Below are 15,877 nucleotides of genomic sequence, written 5' to 3'. Positions count from 1 at the left end.
GCGAGCAACCTAGACAGCCCGAAATCACCAAGCCCGCACACCCTCCGAACAACAAAAAGCCCCGCACTCGACAGAGGACGGGGCTTGTTTATCTCAGCCGGAACAGACCGTGAGTTGCACCTTACAGGATAAAGGTCGACACCTGCTGGTTAAGGTCAGCTGCACGCCCTTTGAGGCTGTGGGCCTGATCCAGATCGCGCATGGCGGCGGCGGTGATCTCGTCACTCACATCCTTGATGGCGGTGGTGTTCTGGGTGATCTCGCCGGTCACCTGGGTCTGCTCCTCGGCGGCAGTGGCGATCTGACCCGCCATGTCGGAGATGAGGGAGATGGCGCTGGTGATCTCTTCCAGTGCGCGCACCGCCTGATCCGCATCCTGCACGCTGTTGTCCGCCAGCCCCTGACTGGTCTGCATCAGGCTCACCGCACGGGCGGTAGTCTGTTGCAGGGTCTCGATGGTGGACTGGATCTGCTGGGTGGAGTCCTGGGTACGGCGCGACAGTACCCGCACCTCATCAGCCACCACCGCAAAACCACGCCCCTGCTCACCGGCACGGGCCGCTTCAATGGCTGCGTTCAGCGCCAGCAGGTTGGTCTGCTCGGCAATCCCCTGAATGGTGGAGAGAATGCTGGTGATCGCCTGCGCGTGACGGCTCAGCTCGCCGATCACCTCGGTCGCCTGCCCCACCTCTTCAGCCAGACCATTGATGGACTGGCGGGTCTTGTTGACCAGCATCTTGCCCTGCTCACTGCTCTGGGCAGATTGCTGGGCAGCGGCGGCGGTATTCTCGGCGTTGCCGGCGATCTCCATGGTAGCGCTCGCCATCTCGGTGACCGCAGTGGCGACCATGGTCACCTCTTGCTGCTGACGCTGCAGCTCGTCCACCGCGGCCTGGTTGGTCACCAGACTGCGCTCGGCATCGGCGTTCAACTCGTTGGCCAGCTGACGGATATTGCCGATCAGCTGATGCTGGCTGCCGACGAAACGGTTGAAGCTGTTGGCCAGTTGGCCCACTTCGTCGTTGGCGTCGATCTTGATGCGCTGGGTCAGATCGCCGTTACCATCGGCAATGCGGGCCAACGCCTGGGAGACCTTGGTGAGCGGGCCAAGCAGCATGCTGACCAGCCAGGAGATAGCGAGGATGCTACCCACCAGCACCAGTAGCGCCATCCCCAGCTGGGTCATCAGCAGGGAGGAGAGCGGCGCTTCCAGCGCGGCCTTGTCAAGCACCAGCACCAGTTCCCAATCCGTGTCGGGGATATCAGCCGCCCACAGCAGCTTGTCGCGACCTTCGCTGTCGAAGTAGGCCGGAACCAGATCCTTGCTCGACTTGCTCTGCTCGATCAGCGCGTTGGTCAGATCGTTGTCGATCTCGCTGGCCGGTTTCATCGCCTTGGCTGCATCCTTGTAGGCGATGATGGTGCCATCCTTGTGCATCATGATGGCGAAACCATCGGCAGGCAGCTGCATCTTGGTCACGTCTTCCACCAGCGAGGCGATGGAGAGGTCACCACCGACGACCCCGCCAGAAACCGGCTGGGCCAGGGTCACCACCATGATGTTGTAAGCCACGTCGAGATAGGGTTTGGTGACAATCAGGCCACCTTTGCTCATCGCCTCCTGATACCAGCCGCGGGAGCGCGGGTCGTAGCCATCGCGGTTGATGGAGGGATCGGAGTCATTCATCTTGCCGCTGCTCTCACCGAAATAGGTGAGCTGGAAACGGCCGGAAACTTGTGCCTGTTGCAAGGCATTCAGGGGGTCGGCACCGGCCTTGTTGCCGAGCGCCTGGATCACGTCGCGACGGGCGGCGAGCCAGTCGCTGACACGCTCGGCCTGCTGGGTACCCAGCCGCTGCAACTGCTCCTGGCTGCCTTGCAGCAACAGGGACTTCTGGCTGCTATAGCTCTGCCAGGAGAGCAACAAAATCACCAACGAAAGGGCGATCACCACTGACAACAGTATCTTCTGCTTGAGTGACAGGTTTTTCATCATGTGTTCTTCTTATTGAGGTGAGGAGCGGGTTTTTCCCTAAATTGCACAACACTACACGTAGTCATTAGCGACCCGAATGGCCAAAACTGAACCTGAAAATGGGTCGGCGGGCGATATTTTCTACCGAGGTGGAGAAAAGTGCACCAGAAATTGACGGCATGAGCCGCACAAGCCAAGGCAACCCTGTTTATTCCTTCCACAATTGGCTAGAATATCCCGTTTTTAAATCACATCGACCCTGAGAGTTTTCACGATGTTCGAAGTTAATCCCGTATTAAATAAACTTAAGGAGCTGTCTGAGCGGACCGAGCTTCTTAGGGGGTACCTTTGACTATGACGCCAAGAAAGAGCGTCTAGAAGAGGTCAACGCCGAGCTGGAACAGCCGGACGTATGGAATGAACCCGAGCGCGCACAGGCGCTGGGCAAAGAGCGCGTTGCGCTGGAAAACGTGGTCGGCACCATCGACACCCTGACCCAGGGCGTGGATGACGTCGAGATGCTGGTGAGCCTGGCCGTGGAAGGGGAAGACGAAGAGACCTTCAACGAAGCCATCGCCGAATCCGAACAACTGGAAGCCAAGCTGGTGGATCTCGAGTTCCGCCGCATGTTCTCCGGCCAGCACGACGGCTCCGACTGCTATATCGATATTCAATCCGGCTCCGGTGGTACCGAAGCACAGGATTGGGCCAACATGGTACTGCGCATGTACCTGCGCTGGGGCGATGCCCACGGTTACAAGCCCGAGCTGATTGAATGCTCCGAAGGCGACGTGGCCGGTATCAAATCCGCCACCATCAAGTTCACCGGCGAATATGCGTTCGGCTGGCTGCGTACCGAAACCGGCGTACACCGTCTGGTTCGCAAGTCCCCGTTCGATTCCGGTGGCCGCCGTCACACCTCCTTCTGTTCTGTGTTCGTCTACCCCGAGATCGACGACGATATCGATATCGAGATCAACCCGGCAGATCTGCGGATCGACGTCTACCGCGCCTCCGGTGCCGGTGGTCAGCACGTTAACCGAACCGAATCCGCAGTGCGTATTACCCACGTTCCGACCGGTGTCGTGGTACAGTGCCAGAACGACCGTTCCCAGCACAAAAACAAAGACCAGTGTATGAAGCAGCTGAAAGCCAAGCTCTACGAGCTGGAAATTCAGAAGCAGAACGCTGAGAAACAAGCCCTGGAAGAGACCAAGTCTGATATCGGTTGGGGCAGCCAGATCCGTTCCTATGTGCTGGATGACTCCCGTATCAAGGATCTGCGCACCGGCGTCGAAACCCGTAATACCCAATCGGTGCTCGACGGTGACTTGGACAAGTTTATCGAAGCCAGCCTGAAATCAGGTCTGTAAACAAGCAGGAATCACCATGTCTGAACAAACCATCACTCCGGAAGTCGACCAAACTCTCGAACTCAACAACGAGATGACCGAGCGTCGTTCCAAGCTGGCCGCCCTGCGCGCCCAGGGTAATCCTTTCCCCAACGACTTCCGTCGCGACAGCCTCTCTGGCGATCTGCACGCAGAGTTCGACGACAAAAGCGCCGAGGAGCTGACGAGCCTGGGTAAACGGGTGAAGATTGCCGGTCGCATCATGACCCGCCGGATCATGGGCAAGGCTTCTTTCGCCACCCTGCAGGACATGGCCGGCAAGATCCAGGTCTACGTCACCCGTGACGACCTGCCGGAAGGTTTCTACAACGAGCAGTTCAAGAAGTGGGATCTGGGCGACATCGTGGGTGTCGAAGGTACCCTGTTCAAGACCCAGACCGGTGAGCTCTCCGTTCACGTTTCCGATATCCGCCTGCTGACCAAGGCGCTGCGTCCGCTGCCCGAGAAGCACAAAGGCCTGACCGACCAGGAAGCTCGCTGCCGCCAGCGCTACCTGGATCTGATCGCCAACGAAGAGTCCCGCAAGACCTTCATGATCCGCACCCAGGTGGTTGCCGGTATCCGCAAGTTCTTCAACGAAAAGCGCTTCATGGAAGTGGAAACCCCGATGATGCAAGTCATCCCGGGTGGTGCCTCCGCGCGTCCGTTCGTCACTCACCACAATGCGCTGGACATCGACATGTACCTGCGTATCGCTCCGGAGCTCTATCTGAAGCGTCTGGTGGTCGGTGGTTTCGAGCGTGTCTACGAGATCAACCGCAACTTCCGTAACGAAGGTATCTCGGTGCGTCACAACCCCGAGTTCACCATGATCGAGTTCTACATGGCCTACGCCGACTACATCGATCTGATGGACCTGACCGAAGAGCTGCTGCGCACCCTGGCGCAGGACATCCTGGGCGACACCAAGATCCGTTACGCCAAAGAGGGCGAAGAGGGCCTGACCATCGATTTCGGTCAGCCATTCCAGCGCCTCACCATGGTCGAGTCCATCCTGAAGTTCAACCCGGATGTAACTCTGGACGATCTGGCTACCCTCGAGAGCGCCAAGGCCGTTGCCAAGCGTCTGCACATCGAGCTGATGAAGGGTTGGGAGCTGGGCCACGTGATCACCGCGATCTTCGAAGAGACCGTGGAGCACATGCTGCTGCAACCGACCTTCATCACCGAGTACCCGGCCGCCGTTTCTCCGCTGGCTCGTCGCAACGACGTGAACCCGGATGTAACCGACCGCTTCGAATTCTTCATCGGTGGCCGCGAGCTGGCCAACGGCTTCTCCGAGCTGAACGATGCAGAAGACCAGGCCAAGCGCTTCCAGGATCAGGTTGATCAGAAAGAAGCAGGCGACGACGAAGCCATGTTCTACGACGCCGACTTTGTCACCGCACTGGAACATGGCCTGCCGCCGACTGCCGGTCAGGGTATCGGTATCGACCGTCTGGTGATGCTGTTCACCAACAGCCACACCATCCGTGACGTCATTCTGTTCCCGGCCCTGCGTCCGCAAAAGTAAGAGCCGCAGAAACAGGGCCACAGCAGCACAGCTGCCGTCCATGACAATCAAAACGCCCCGCAACCGCGGGGCGTTTTTTTTATGGCGGACACAAACCAGTGACGAACCTTTAATACGCCGCCGACTTGCCACTTGTCAGGCTGGCGGTAGCAGCCACTCTCCCTGCCACAAGGTGACGGCCTGACCGGCCATCAGTACCCGCGCCTCCTGCAGTTCAAGCCGCAACTCACCACCACGGGCCGAAATCTGACGGGCCCGCAGTTGCCGTTTACCAAGCCGTTCGGCCCAGAAGGGCACCAGAGCGCAGTGGTTGGAACCAGTAACCGGATCCTCATCGACGCCCACCCAAGGGGCGAAATAGCGGGAGACAAAGTCATGGTTCGGGTCGTTTGAGGGCGCCGTCACTATCACCCCCCGTCCCGGCAAAGCACGCAGAGCATGAAAATCAGGCGAAAGCGTACGGATCTCCTCTTCACTTGCCAGTTCCAGCAAAAACTTGGCCCCGACCGCCAGGGTCTGTCTTGGCTGGCAACCCAGCGCGGCAGCATAGGCGGGATCCAGCGTCAGTGGCGCCAACGCGATACGCGGAAAATCGAGCCAAATCCACTCCCCTTCGCGCCGGGCCAGCAGCTCACCACTACGGGTCTCGAAGCGGATAGTCTCGTGTGCAGCTACCGCCCCTGTCTGCCACAACACATGAGCAGCCGCCAAGGTGCCATGACCGCAGAGATCAACCTCGACTTTCGGCGTGAACCAGCGCAACTGATAATGGGCTCTGCCAAGTTGTACCAGAAAGGCTGTCTCGGAGAGGTTGAACTCGGCCGCCATCGCCAGCTGGCTGGCATCCGGCAGGGCGGGTCCCAATACAACCACTGCGGGATTGCCACCAAGGGGCTGCTGACTGAACGCATTGACATGAAACAATCGGATATTCGACATGGCACTTCCTGTGTTATCAAGTGGCTCTCATTTAACGCCCTTTATACCACGCCCCTCTTTTGCTGCGGGAACAGGTGTACCTCTGCCCCTTTAATGCATTAATAGAATAAAGAAGACATTTTTATTCTTTGTTGTTATCCAAAACGCCCTTTAATCTGGCCAAAAATCAGACCATGGAAGACGCGTGTGATGCAATTGAAGGATTCCCCATTCAACCTCTCCCCCCTCTCTGACGAGCAGCAACGTCAGTTGGGTCAGGTACTCTCGACCCTCAATACCCAGCAACTGGCCTGGGTGAGCGGATATCTCTACGGCCTCTCCCAGACCGGTCAGCAGAGCGTTGCAGCCAGCGCCGCCGTGGCTGCGCCCAGCGGCAGCCTGACCATTCTCTACGGCTCCCAGACCGGCAACGCCAAAGGGGTCGCCACTGCCATCAAGGCGCAGGCCGAGGCCCGCGGTCTACCGGTCACCCTAGCGTCGATGGCCGACTACAAACCCAAGCAGCTCAAGAAAGAGAGCCACCTGCTGGTGGTAGTGAGCACTTACGGGGAGGGTGAACCGCCGGAGAGCGCCGTCGATCTGTTCGAGCAGCTTAAAAAAGGCAAACTTGGCAAGCTGGCCGGGCTCAAGTTCGCGGTGCTGGGGCTGGGTGACAGCTCCTACGAATTTTTCTGCCAGACCGGCAAAGATTTTGACAGCTTCCTCGCCACCGCTGGGGCTGAGCGGATTTATGAGCTCGCGAGCCTTGATGTGGATTATCAGGATGCAGCCAAGGCGTGGGGCGAACAAGCACTCAATGTCATTGCAGCGACGCTCTCTATCGGTGCTGCCAGCAACAGCGTAGCCAGCGCGGTGCAGCAGGCGGTTGGCCACAGCCAGTACAGCAAGGAGAACCCCTTCCCTGCACGCCTGTCGGTCAATCAGAAGATCACCGGCCGAGATTCCACCAAGGATATCCGCCATATCGAGATCAGCCTCGAGTCCTCCGGACTCGCCTATCAGCCGGGGGATGCCCTCGGTGTCTGGTTCGACAATGACGCCGAACTGGTGGGCGAAGTGCTGGCCCTGACCGGCCTCTCTGGTGATGAAGCCACAGCCCACGGCACCTTGCGCACCGCACTGACCGGTCACTTCGAACTGACCCGGCTGCACGGCGGCTTTATCACAGGGCTCGCTGATATATCGGAGAACGCAGCGCTGAAAGATCTAGCTGGCGACAAGGCCCAGGTCAATGCACTGGTCGCCTCTGCTCAGGTGGTGGATGTGCTGAAACGCTTCCCGACCGCGCTCACGGCCGAGCAGCTGGTTGGCCTGCTGCGATCCCTCACCCCACGCCTCTACTCCATCGCCTCCGCCCAGAGCGAAGTGGAAGAGGAGGTGCACCTGACCGTCGGCGTGGTGCGCTACCCACAGGAAGATGGCACAGTGCGCTCTGGCGCAGCCTCCTCCTATCTTGCGGATCGGCTGATTGAGGATGGCGAGGTGCGGGTATTCATCGAGCACAACGACAACTTCCGCCTGCCGCAAAACCCCGACACCCCCGTCATCATGGTGGGCCCGGGCACCGGCATCGCCCCGTTCCGCGCCTTTATGCAGGAGCGGGAAGCGCAGGGGGCCGAGGGCAAGAACTGGCTCTTCTTCGGCAACCCCCACTTTACCCAGGATTTCCTCTATCAGGTGGAGTGGCAGCGTTATGTGAAATCTGGGCTGCTGTCGAAGATCTCCCTAGCCTTCAGCCGGGATCAGGCCAACAAGATCTATGTGCAGGACCGTCTGCGTGAAGCGGGCCAGGAGCTCTACCAGTGGCTGGAAGCAGGCGCTCACTTCTATGTGTGTGGTGACGCCAACAAGATGGCCAAGGATGTGCAGGAGGCCCTGCTGGATGTAATTGCCGAACACGGCCACAAGAGCCGTGAGGAAGCAGAAGAGTATTTGAGCGAATTGCGTCGTGCCAAACGTTATCAAAGGGATGTCTATTGATGAGCAAACAACCTCTTTCTCACCCAAAAGCGGGACCGGTCGAAGGGCCGCTGGCCGACAACGAGCGCCTCAAGCGCGAGAGCAACTTCCTGCGTGGCACCATTGAGCAAGATCTGCAGGATCCGCTCACCGGCGGCTTCAACGGCGACAACTTCCAGCTGATCCGCTTTCACGGCATGTACCAGCAGGATGACCGCGACATCCGCCCGGAGCGCGCCGCCCAGAAGCTGGAGCCGCTGCACAACGTCATGCTGCGCGCCCGCCTGCCGGGGGGGATCATCACCCCGGCCCAGTGGCAGATCATCGACAAGTTCGCCGAAGAGCACAGCCTGTACGGCAGCATTCGCCTGACCACCCGTCAGACCTTCCAGTTTCACGGGGTGCTCAAGCGCGACATCAAGCTGATGCATGAGACCCTCAACAGCACCGGCATCGACAGCATAGCCACAGCCGGCGACGTGAACCGCAACGTACTCTGCACCAGCAATCCGGTGGAGTCCGAGCTGCATCAGGAGGCCTACGAGTGGGCCAAGAAGATCTCCGAACACCTGCTACCCAAGACCCGCGCCTACGTGGAGATCTGGCTGGACGGTGAAAAACTGGGGCAGGACGAGGAGCCGATCCTGGGTTCCAACTACCTGCCGCGCAAATTCAAGACGACCGTGGTGATCCCGCCTCACAACGACGTGGATATCCACGCCAACGATCTCAACTTCGTGGCCATTGCCGAAGGTGGCAAGCTGGTAGGCTTCAACGTGCTGGTGGGCGGCGGGCTGGCCATGACCCACGGCGACACCAGCACCTATCCGCGCAAGGCGAGCGACTTTGGCTTTATTCCGCTCTCCCACGTGCTGGAGGTGGCGGCCGCCGTGGTCAGCACCCAGCGCGACTGGGGCAACCGGGTCAACCGCAAGAACGCCAAGACCAAGTACACCCTTGAACGGGTTGGCGTCGAAGCCTTCAAGGCCGAGGTGGAGAGCCGCGCTGGCATCCAGTTCGGACCGGTGCGCCCCTATGAGTTCACCAGCCGTGGCGATCGCTTCGGTTGGGTCGAGGGGATCGACGGCAAGCACCACCTCACCCTGTTTATCGAGAATGGCCGCCTGCTGGACTTCCCTGGCAAGCCCCTCAAAACCGGCATGCTGGAGATCGCCAAGGTGCATCAGGGGGATTTTCGCCTGACCGCCAACCAGAACCTGATCATCGCCGGGGTAGCTGCCAGCGAGAAGGCCCGCATCGAAGGGCTGGCGCGCCAATACGGCCTGCTGGATGACGGCGTGAGCGAGCAGCGCAAGCAGTCCATGGCTTGTGTGGCACTGCCTACCTGCCCGCTGGCGATGGCCGAGGCCGAGCGCATGCTGCCCGCCTTTGTCACCGACATCGAGGGCTTGCTAACCAAACATGGGCTGGCGGATGACGCCATCATCTTCCGGGTCACCGGCTGCCCCAACGGCTGCGGCCGCGCCATGCTGGCGGAAGTGGGTCTGGTGGGCAAGGCGCCCGGCCGCTACAACCTCCATCTGGGAGGCAACCTAGAGGGCACCCGCATTCCGCGCCTGCACCTGGAGAACATTACCGAGCCGCAGATCCTGGCCGAACTGGACGCGCTGATCGGCCGCTGGGCCACCGAGCGCAATCAGGGTGAGTGCTTCGGCGACTTCGTGATCCGGGTTGGGGTAATTGCCCCCGTTATCGATTCTGCGAGGGACTTCTATGCCGCTTAATCTGCCGCTTAATGTCACTGAAGATGGCCACCTTGACCTGCAGGCGCTGCTGGCCCTCGGCCGTGAAGAGCAAGTCGAGGCACTCGCGCCCCTCAACCGGGAGCTGGATACCATGAGTGCCCCCGAGCGGGTGCGCTGGGCCCTGGCCAATCTGCCGGGGGAGCATGTGCTCTCATCCAGCTTCGGCATTCAGGCGGCGCTGATGCTCCATCTGGTAAGCCGCGAGCGGGCCGACGTGCCGGTAGTGCTGACCGATACCGGTTATCTGTTCCCGGAGACCTACCGTTTCATCGACGAGCTGACCGAGCGCCTCGCACTCAACCTGAAGATATACAAGGCCGCGTTGTCACCGGCCTGGCAGGAGGCGCGATTTGGCCTCCTGTGGGAGCAGGGGGTGGAGGGGATCACCCGCTACAACCAGCTCAACAAGGTGGAGCCGATGGACCGCGCCCTGCGTGAGCTGGGGGCCCAGACCTGGTTCTCCGGCCTGCGCCGGGAGCAGTCCGGCAGCCGTGGCAAGCTGCCGGTGCTCGGCATCCAGCGCGGCCGCTTCAAGTTCCTGCCGGTGATCGACTGGAGCAACAAGGATGTCTTCTACTACTTCAAGGAGTTCGACCTCCCCTACCACCCGCTGTGGGAGCAGGGCTACCTGTCGGTGGGCGATGTCCACACCACCGCCAAGTGGGAGCCGGGCATGAGCGAGGAGCAGACCCGCTTCTTCGGCCTCAAGCGCGAGTGCGGTTTGCACGAGGAAAATGGCGAGAACGACGGCTCAGGCATCTAATCCCGTCTTGAAAACCCAACAGAACAACAAGGGCATCCGAAGATGCCCTTGTTGTTATTTGCCCATTAGCATTCGTCCGTCAGCGGCGCTGCCAGGTCTCGAAGCTATAGGGGTGCGGGTTCTTCTCATCGGCAGGGTGGCTCTCGCAATCAACGCGTTGCCACTGGCCATCGTCAAAAGCGGGGAAACGGGTATCTCCCTCCACCGCCAGATCGATTTGCGTCAGATAGAGGCAATCCGCGCTCGGCAACATCTCGGCATAGAGATGACCACCACCGATCACCATCAACTCCTCCACCGAGCTGCCTGCCAACAGCGCCAGCGCCGCCTCGACGGAGCCCACCACCTCAATGCCCTCAGCCTGATAATCGGGATTGCGGCTGATCACCAGATTGCGCCGTCCGGGCAGCGGTCGGCCGATGGATTCGAAGGTTTTGCGCCCCATCAATACCGGTTTACCGAGGGTGACACGCTTGAAGTGAGCCAGATCGGCAGGCAGATGCCAGGGCATCTGGTTGTCCTTGCCGATCACCCTGTCGTGGGCCATGGCGGCAATCATGGAAATCTTCATAGAGCCTCTCACCATCTGTCAGATTATGGGGCGGTTACGGTACACGACCAGAGAGGGGATCGCCAAACCGAAACTGAGGGCACCGACGATAAAGAGCGCCTTGAGGCCGTTCTCTACCGCACTCTGGATCAACTCCATGGTCACGCCGTTGATATTGAGCTCCACCACCGCAATCATGGTCTTGAACGCATAGCTGCCCGGGATCATCGGAATGATGGAGGCAACGCTGAACACCGGACGCGGCGCCAGCAGACGGCGAGACCAGTAGACGCAGACAAAGCCGACCGTGGTCGCCGCAGCCAGCGTCGCCCACTCGATGGGCATACCATAGTGGATCAGCAGGGTACGCAGGCTGTGGGCCAGCGCGCCGCCCATGGCACAATACTTCAGCATCCGTGGCGGCACGTTGAACAGCATGGCAAACCCCACCGCCGGAATGGAGGACCAGAAGGCATCCTTGGCCAGTAGCCAGAGCAAATCCATCATACTTTCCACCCCCAGATCCCCGTGACCGACATGGCCAAAATGATACCTATGGCGGCGCTGATGGTCAGCAGGGTCGCGGTCCCCCAGCGGGCCAGCCCCATGTTGAAGTAGCCCTTCACCATGTCGGAGACGGCATTGATCAGCGGAAAGCCCGGCACCAGCAGCAGCACGCTGGCCGCCATGGCGAGATAAGGCTGGTCACCCCAGTTGAAGAAGGTGGCGCTGGAGGAGAGCAAGGTAGCGATAAAGCCGGTGGCGGCAAAGTTGATGAGCGGGCTATGGTGATGGCGGGCCATCAGCTGGCGCACCCGCATCGCCACGGCAGACGAGAAGCAAGTCACCAGGAAGATGGGCCAGTCACCACCAAACAACAGGCTGAAGGCGCCGCAAGAGAGCCCCACCATGGGGACCACCAGCCAGGTGTGATAGTGGAAGGGGACGATGGCTTCGAGGCGCTGACGCACTTCACGGGCACCGATCAGCTCTTTCTCCGCCATGATGCAGATCCGCTGGATCTCGCACACCACCTGCATATTGATGCCATGTTCGCGCACCCGCCGGGTAGTGGTGACGCAACCCCCCTGATAGAGACTGGTGAGCACGATGGCACTGGAAGAGATGGCCATTTCGACACTCTCCAGCCCCAGCGCCACCCCCAGCCGCACCGTGGTCTGCTCGATGATCCGGCTCTCCGCCCCGAACTGGGCCAACATCTGACCCACCTTGACGATAATGCGGGTGATCTCTGTCTGTTGCTCCCGCGACAACACCCGTCTTGGTGTGATACTTCTCATAATCCCTTCGAGTCGTAGCAATAAAAATTTCGGCCATATTAGCCTAACTTTTACTGTTATTCATCCACCCCTATCACAACCTGACTAATTAGTTATTACAAGAAGGAGAAAAGAAATTACATCACAAATACATTACGACTAACATTAAAAACCATAACAATCAGGTCGCCAGCAATTCCCTTTATTATGGCCTCACCGATTTGGCTGAAATATCAACCAAGGGGGTTATTGCAGATTATTTACGACGTCGATAGTCCGCCAGACGGATTATTTTACCACTGCCATCGCTTTCAGGCGGAGGGTCCCCCTCTTCTCTGAACTGGCTCATTTCGCTGCGCATCAAATAAAAAGATTCCCGCATCATGTTGGTAATCCGGATACAGCTATCAAGATTGTTTTTCGCCAGACGGCGCTGACCATCAATCTTGAACTGTAACCCGCGCAGACGGCGCTGCTGATCGGGGCTCGCTCGGGCCATCAACTGGTCGATCTGCTGCTCCAGAATCGCATCCAGCCGGGAGGGCTCACTCGCAGCCAACTCCTTCAGGGTGTCAAAATCAGGCAACTCCATATGCCCTCCTTGGCGACTATTGCTGGCAACACACTGCGGTACCACACCATCACGTCCCAGCCATATAAATCTGTATATACGACGCAGCTAAAAAGGGTTCAATCCATCCACTGGGGACCAAACCGGACAATGGTCACTACGAGGGTGTCTATCTATTTTAATTGTGTTTGGAAACAAGCGATTGTTTTTAATTCAGGCGAGATAAAACACTTATACATTTTAGGTTGTGATTTTCTGTTTTTTATTGCAAATAAAAATCCGGGTGGCCTTATTTTGCTTCATTCGACACTTTATTCTTCCCTCACCGACCCGCGTCATCTCCTGACGGTTTAACATATCCCACTGATTATGTTATTTTAATTGCCACTTTTATCGGACATTCAAGAGCAGACCATGAGCAAGGCAAAAATCGGTATCGTCACCGTCAGCGATCGCGCCAGCGCGGGCATCTATGAAGACCTCTCCGGCAAGGCCATCATCGACACCCTGAACGCCTATCTGACCTCGGAGTGGGAACCTGTCTATCAGGTGATCCCCGATGAGCAGGAGCAGATTGAAGCGACCCTGATCCGGCTGGCGGATGAGGAGCAGTGTTGTCTCATCGTCACCACCGGCGGCACCGGTCCGGCCAAGCGGGATGTCACGCCGGAAGCGACCGAGGCGGTATGTGATCGCATGATGCCTGGCTTTGGCGAGCTGATGCGGGCCGAATCCCTCAAGTTTGTGCCGACTGCCATTTTATCGCGCCAGACTGCCGGGCTGCGCGACGATACCCTGATCGTCAATCTGCCGGGCAAGCCCAAATCAATCCGCGAATGTCTGGATGCAGTCTTCCCCGCCATCCCCTACTGTATCGATTTGATGGAAGGGCCGTATCTCGAGTGCGATGAAACTGTCATCAAGCCGTTTCGGCCAAAAAAATAGCGAACCCGACCATAAAAAATAATGGCGAGCCACGGCTCGCCATTATTTTTAACTCATCTGTCTGCGCAGAAAAACCGCATCAATTATTTGCGGCCGAATACTTTTACGCCCGCTTTGCTGCGCTCTGAATTACCGTACACTTCGATTTTTTTCACACAACGGCGCGAGCCCAGTGATTTCCACTCGGTCTCTTTATCGCTGCTCATTTCCCGATCGAAACGAATGGTCTTGGTACGATCACCACCATAGGTCACCACCACCCGATCCAGGGTCAAATCACGCTCCGCCTTCACCTTGATATATTTGGTCTGACGGCAAACCACCAAAGGAATTGTCGCACCATGATCACCGGCTCCCAGTAAAATAGTCCGCCCCAGCGTGAACTGATCGTCACCGGCATGGCTGGCTGACGCCACCACCAGCAAGGCACCACCCAGCAAGCTGCGTGCAGAAAAACGGGAATTCCAGATAGACATCAAGGACATAACACCTCCAATAAAAAATGGAGTGTGATGATAAGGGTTAAACCATAACGGAAGCTGTATCACGGCTGAATTTGCTGCGAATGTGCGGGGATAAACAGAGAAAACAGCGCGACTTTTCGGCGAAAATGAGAAGGGCCGCAGATAGCGGCCCTTGCGGCAAGAGAGCGCTTAGCGCTCCATAATTTGGGTCACGTCATCTTTCTTGATCATCACCTCACGCCCTTCATGATCGTAATAGCGATACATACCGGTGCTCTCATCCAGCTTGGGCTTGCTTTCGGTAGTGATCATCTTGCCATCGGTCGTACTCATGATGTATTGGGAGCTGCATGCCGTCAGCCCCAGAGCACATACCACGATCATCATCAATTGTTTCATAGGCGCACTCTTCTCCTTTCACCCTCACCACGAGGGTTTCATATCCAGCCTACTCCAAGCCGGCAGGCAGTCGGAAACTTGCACAATAAAGTGAGATCACCATCATAAATCAGTTACTTGCGACCACCCGGTTTGCCACTGCTACCGGTACCGGAACCACAGCCAAGTGCCAGCCGATCTGCCGCGGATCTGGCCTGCACCAGACCATAGCCATAGCTGTTGTCCCGTCCGACAGCCCCCAAATCCTGGGCGCTGCTGCGCAAGGTCTGGCGCAGTTGATCATTGCTGCACTCCAGCCGCTGTGACCAGGCCAGGGTGGCGACCCCGACCACATGAGGGGTCGCCATCGAGGTACCGCTGTAGCTGGCGTAACCACTCGGCACAGTCGACAGTACAGCAACACCGGGGGCCGCCAGCTCCACCTGATCGTTGCGTTGCGAGAAATAAGCCAACTGCTTGCTGCTATCGATAGCAGCCACGCTCACCACACTGCTGTAAGAGGCGGGATAGGACTTGCTGGTGTTGCCCGCATTGCCCGCCGCCGCCACACTCAGCACATTCTGGCTGTAAGCCTGATTGAACGCCTGCTCTTCCGTCTTGCTGGGCACGCTGCCCCCCAGGCTCATATTGATGACCATACGGGTGAACCCCCGGTTGCTCATCCCCTGTTTGCAGGCATTGAGTGCCCCCACCAGATTGGAGGTATATGCCCAGCCGTTGGCACCGAATACCTTGATGATGTGCAGCGGGACACTCTGATTCGGCAAGACACCTACCACGCCCATGTCGTTCCCACCAACGGCGGCTATGGTGCCTGCCACGTGGGTGCCGTGACCGTTTTCGTCACTGCTCCAGCTGCCAGTACCTGCGTTGTCACTACCCTGCACCTGCGCCCCATGGGGCAGATCCGGGTGATTGCCGCTATAGCCAGAGTCAATGATGCACACCAGCACCTCTCCGGCCATACCATCGCTCAGTTGTGGCGCCTGTACCATGGGAATGCCATAAGGCAGGGTCTCGGCACTGGCATAACGCTTGGCATCCGGCTCCACCCACAGCACGTTGGGGTTGCGCGCCAACGCTGTCGCTGCAGCAGCTGGCAACCAGAGCGCTAAGGCATTTTGTTCTGACAATCGCAGAGCCAGCTCACCGCCCATCCCTTTGCTCTGGGCCAGCACAACCCCCTCAGCTCCCGGCTTCAGCTGCACCAGATAGCGAGCCCGTTCGGCAGCCACCACCCCCCGTGCCAGTACACCTGCCACCAGCAGACCTGTCCATATCAGTCTCATCAGTCACTCCTTACATCGATCTGATCACCACCAACAAAGTGTAGTAGCAGAC

Annotated in this window: 15 protein-coding genes; 6 read left to right on the top strand and 9 right to left on the bottom strand. The window is 58.6% G+C overall.

Annotated features, from left to right (window positions below; translation table 11 throughout):
* Positions 1 to 121 precede the first annotated feature (121 nt).
* Entirely contained in the window at positions 122 to 1,993 is a 1,872-nt protein-coding gene (locus tag OKC43_RS07190; RefSeq protein ID WP_108588445.1) for a methyl-accepting chemotaxis protein, read from the bottom strand.
* Positions 1,994 to 2,249: 256 nt separating this feature from the next.
* On the opposite strand from OKC43_RS07190, the gene prfB reads away from it, so the two are divergent.
* Together prfB and lysS are read left to right on the top strand one after the other, a co-directional pair.
* Positions 2,250 to 3,348 (top strand): peptide chain release factor 2 gene (prfB, locus tag OKC43_RS07185; RefSeq protein ID WP_100645262.1). Its coding sequence is split into 2 segments (ribosomal slippage): positions 2,250 to 2,324 and positions 2,326 to 3,348, totalling 1,098 coding nucleotides; the frame shifts between segments, so codons are not numbered across the junction.
* Positions 3,349 to 3,364: 16 nt separating this feature from the next.
* Complete coding sequence (lysS, locus tag OKC43_RS07180) at positions 3,365 to 4,900, top strand: lysine--tRNA ligase (RefSeq protein WP_005335201.1); 1,536 nt, start codon at positions 3,365 to 3,367, stop codon at positions 4,898 to 4,900.
* 135 nt (positions 4,901 to 5,035) lie between these two features.
* Here the strand turns inward: lysS and OKC43_RS07175 are convergent, their stop codons facing one another.
* On the bottom strand, positions 5,036 to 5,839 hold the full coding sequence (locus OKC43_RS07175) for a PhzF family phenazine biosynthesis protein (protein WP_236271560.1): 804 nt from the start codon (positions 5,837 to 5,839) through the stop codon (positions 5,036 to 5,038).
* 189 nt (positions 5,840 to 6,028) lie between these two features.
* Here OKC43_RS07175 and OKC43_RS07170 point away from each other — a divergent pair, with 189 nt between their 5' ends.
* The 3 genes from OKC43_RS07170 to OKC43_RS07160 are packed head-to-tail and all read left to right on the top strand — an operon-like array spanning position 6,029 to position 10,327.
* Positions 6,029 to 7,819 (top strand): assimilatory sulfite reductase (NADPH) flavoprotein subunit, encoded by a 1,791-nt coding sequence (locus tag OKC43_RS07170; protein WP_236271559.1) that lies wholly within the window; start codon positions 6,029 to 6,031, stop codon positions 7,817 to 7,819.
* Positions 7,819 to 9,543: an assimilatory sulfite reductase (NADPH) hemoprotein subunit gene (gene cysI, locus OKC43_RS07165; RefSeq protein ID WP_236271558.1), complete on the top strand. Its 1,725-nt coding sequence runs from the start codon at positions 7,819 to 7,821 to the stop codon at positions 9,541 to 9,543. Before OKC43_RS07170 ends, cysI begins: the two co-directional genes overlap by 1 nt.
* A complete protein-coding gene (locus OKC43_RS07160) occupies positions 9,533 to 10,327 on the top strand; it encodes a phosphoadenylyl-sulfate reductase (protein ID WP_236271557.1) in 795 nt (264 codons plus the stop codon). Before cysI ends, OKC43_RS07160 begins: the two co-directional genes overlap by 11 nt.
* Before the next feature lie 79 nt (positions 10,328 to 10,406).
* Here the strand turns inward: OKC43_RS07160 and folA are convergent, their stop codons facing one another.
* The 4 genes from folA to OKC43_RS07140 all read right to left on the bottom strand — a co-directional run bounded on the left by folA (position 10,407) and on the right by OKC43_RS07140 (position 12,749).
* The gene (folA, locus tag OKC43_RS07155) at positions 10,407 to 10,898 is read right to left on the bottom strand and encodes a type 3 dihydrofolate reductase (RefSeq protein WP_139473628.1); all 492 of its coding nucleotides are present in this window, start codon (positions 10,896 to 10,898) and stop codon (positions 10,407 to 10,409) included.
* A gap of 18 nt (positions 10,899 to 10,916) precedes the next feature.
* A complete protein-coding gene (locus OKC43_RS07150) occupies positions 10,917 to 11,384 on the bottom strand; it encodes a threonine/serine exporter family protein (protein ID WP_026035076.1) in 468 nt (155 codons plus the stop codon).
* Positions 11,381 to 12,178 (bottom strand): threonine/serine exporter family protein, encoded by a 798-nt coding sequence (locus OKC43_RS07145; RefSeq protein ID WP_204380136.1) that lies wholly within the window; start codon positions 12,176 to 12,178, stop codon positions 11,381 to 11,383. The genes OKC43_RS07150 and OKC43_RS07145 overlap by 4 nt, the downstream gene beginning before the upstream one ends.
* 235 nt (positions 12,179 to 12,413) lie before the next feature.
* Positions 12,414 to 12,749, bottom strand: coding sequence for a DUF3135 domain-containing protein (locus OKC43_RS07140; protein WP_005348142.1), 336 nt, complete (start codon positions 12,747 to 12,749; stop codon positions 12,414 to 12,416).
* A 393-nt stretch (positions 12,750 to 13,142) separates the two neighbouring features.
* Here OKC43_RS07140 and mog point away from each other — a divergent pair, with 393 nt between their 5' ends.
* Positions 13,143 to 13,673, top strand: a complete 531-nt coding sequence (gene mog, locus OKC43_RS07135; protein ID WP_005348144.1) for a molybdopterin adenylyltransferase — start codon at positions 13,143 to 13,145, stop codon at positions 13,671 to 13,673.
* A gap of 83 nt (positions 13,674 to 13,756) precedes the next feature.
* Here mog and OKC43_RS07130 read toward each other — a convergent pair whose 3' ends face one another.
* From OKC43_RS07130 to OKC43_RS07120, 3 genes are all read right to left on the bottom strand, one after another.
* The gene (locus OKC43_RS07130) at positions 13,757 to 14,158 is read right to left on the bottom strand and encodes a DUF2541 family protein (protein ID WP_005335217.1); all 402 of its coding nucleotides are present in this window, start codon (positions 14,156 to 14,158) and stop codon (positions 13,757 to 13,759) included.
* A 168-nt stretch (positions 14,159 to 14,326) separates the two neighbouring features.
* The gene (locus OKC43_RS07125) at positions 14,327 to 14,536 is read right to left on the bottom strand and encodes a YgdI/YgdR family lipoprotein (RefSeq protein ID WP_236271556.1); all 210 of its coding nucleotides are present in this window, start codon (positions 14,534 to 14,536) and stop codon (positions 14,327 to 14,329) included.
* A 113-nt stretch (positions 14,537 to 14,649) separates the two neighbouring features.
* On the bottom strand, positions 14,650 to 15,825 hold the full coding sequence (locus tag OKC43_RS07120; protein ID WP_236271555.1) for a S8 family peptidase: 1,176 nt from the start codon (positions 15,823 to 15,825) through the stop codon (positions 14,650 to 14,652).
* Positions 15,826 to 15,877 lie beyond the last annotated feature (52 nt).

Source organism: Aeromonas sp. Y289-2 (assembly GCF_027705925.1).
In the GTDB taxonomy this organism is placed as follows: domain Bacteria; phylum Pseudomonadota; class Gammaproteobacteria; order Enterobacterales; family Aeromonadaceae; genus Aeromonas; species Aeromonas veronii.
The sequence above is the reverse complement of the archived record's forward strand: the minus strand, read 5'-3'. Positions and strand labels throughout refer to the sequence as shown.

What these genes read in the sequence shown, in the direction of transcription:
- OKC43_RS07145 (WP_204380136.1), bottom strand. Translation starts at nt 12,178, where the DNA reads ATGAGAAGTATCACACCAAGACGGGTGTTGTCGCGGGAGCAACAGACA.
- OKC43_RS07170 (WP_236271559.1), top strand. Translation starts at nt 6,029, where the DNA reads ATGCAATTGAAGGATTCCCCATTCAACCTCTCCCCCCTCTCTGACGAG.
- OKC43_RS07140 (WP_005348142.1), bottom strand. Translation starts at nt 12,749, where the DNA reads ATGGAGTTGCCTGATTTTGACACCCTGAAGGAGTTGGCTGCGAGTGAG.
- cysI (WP_236271558.1), top strand. Translation starts at nt 7,819, where the DNA reads ATGAGCAAACAACCTCTTTCTCACCCAAAAGCGGGACCGGTCGAAGGG.
- OKC43_RS07175 (WP_236271560.1), bottom strand. Translation starts at nt 5,839, where the DNA reads ATGTCGAATATCCGATTGTTTCATGTCAATGCGTTCAGTCAGCAGCCC.
- OKC43_RS07130 (WP_005335217.1), bottom strand. Translation starts at nt 14,158, where the DNA reads ATGTCCTTGATGTCTATCTGGAATTCCCGTTTTTCTGCACGCAGCTTG.
- folA (WP_139473628.1), bottom strand. Translation starts at nt 10,898, where the DNA reads ATGAAGATTTCCATGATTGCCGCCATGGCCCACGACAGGGTGATCGGC.
- OKC43_RS07190 (WP_108588445.1), bottom strand. Translation starts at nt 1,993, where the DNA reads ATGAAAAACCTGTCACTCAAGCAGAAGATACTGTTGTCAGTGGTGATC.
- mog (WP_005348144.1), top strand. Translation starts at nt 13,143, where the DNA reads ATGAGCAAGGCAAAAATCGGTATCGTCACCGTCAGCGATCGCGCCAGC.
- OKC43_RS07120 (WP_236271555.1), bottom strand. Translation starts at nt 15,825, where the DNA reads ATGAGACTGATATGGACAGGTCTGCTGGTGGCAGGTGTACTGGCACGG.
- OKC43_RS07150 (WP_026035076.1), bottom strand. Translation starts at nt 11,384, where the DNA reads ATGATGGATTTGCTCTGGCTACTGGCCAAGGATGCCTTCTGGTCCTCC.
- OKC43_RS07160 (WP_236271557.1), top strand. Translation starts at nt 9,533, where the DNA reads ATGCCGCTTAATCTGCCGCTTAATGTCACTGAAGATGGCCACCTTGAC.
- OKC43_RS07125 (WP_236271556.1), bottom strand. Translation starts at nt 14,536, where the DNA reads ATGAAACAATTGATGATGATCGTGGTATGTGCTCTGGGGCTGACGGCA.
- lysS (WP_005335201.1), top strand. Translation starts at nt 3,365, where the DNA reads ATGTCTGAACAAACCATCACTCCGGAAGTCGACCAAACTCTCGAACTC.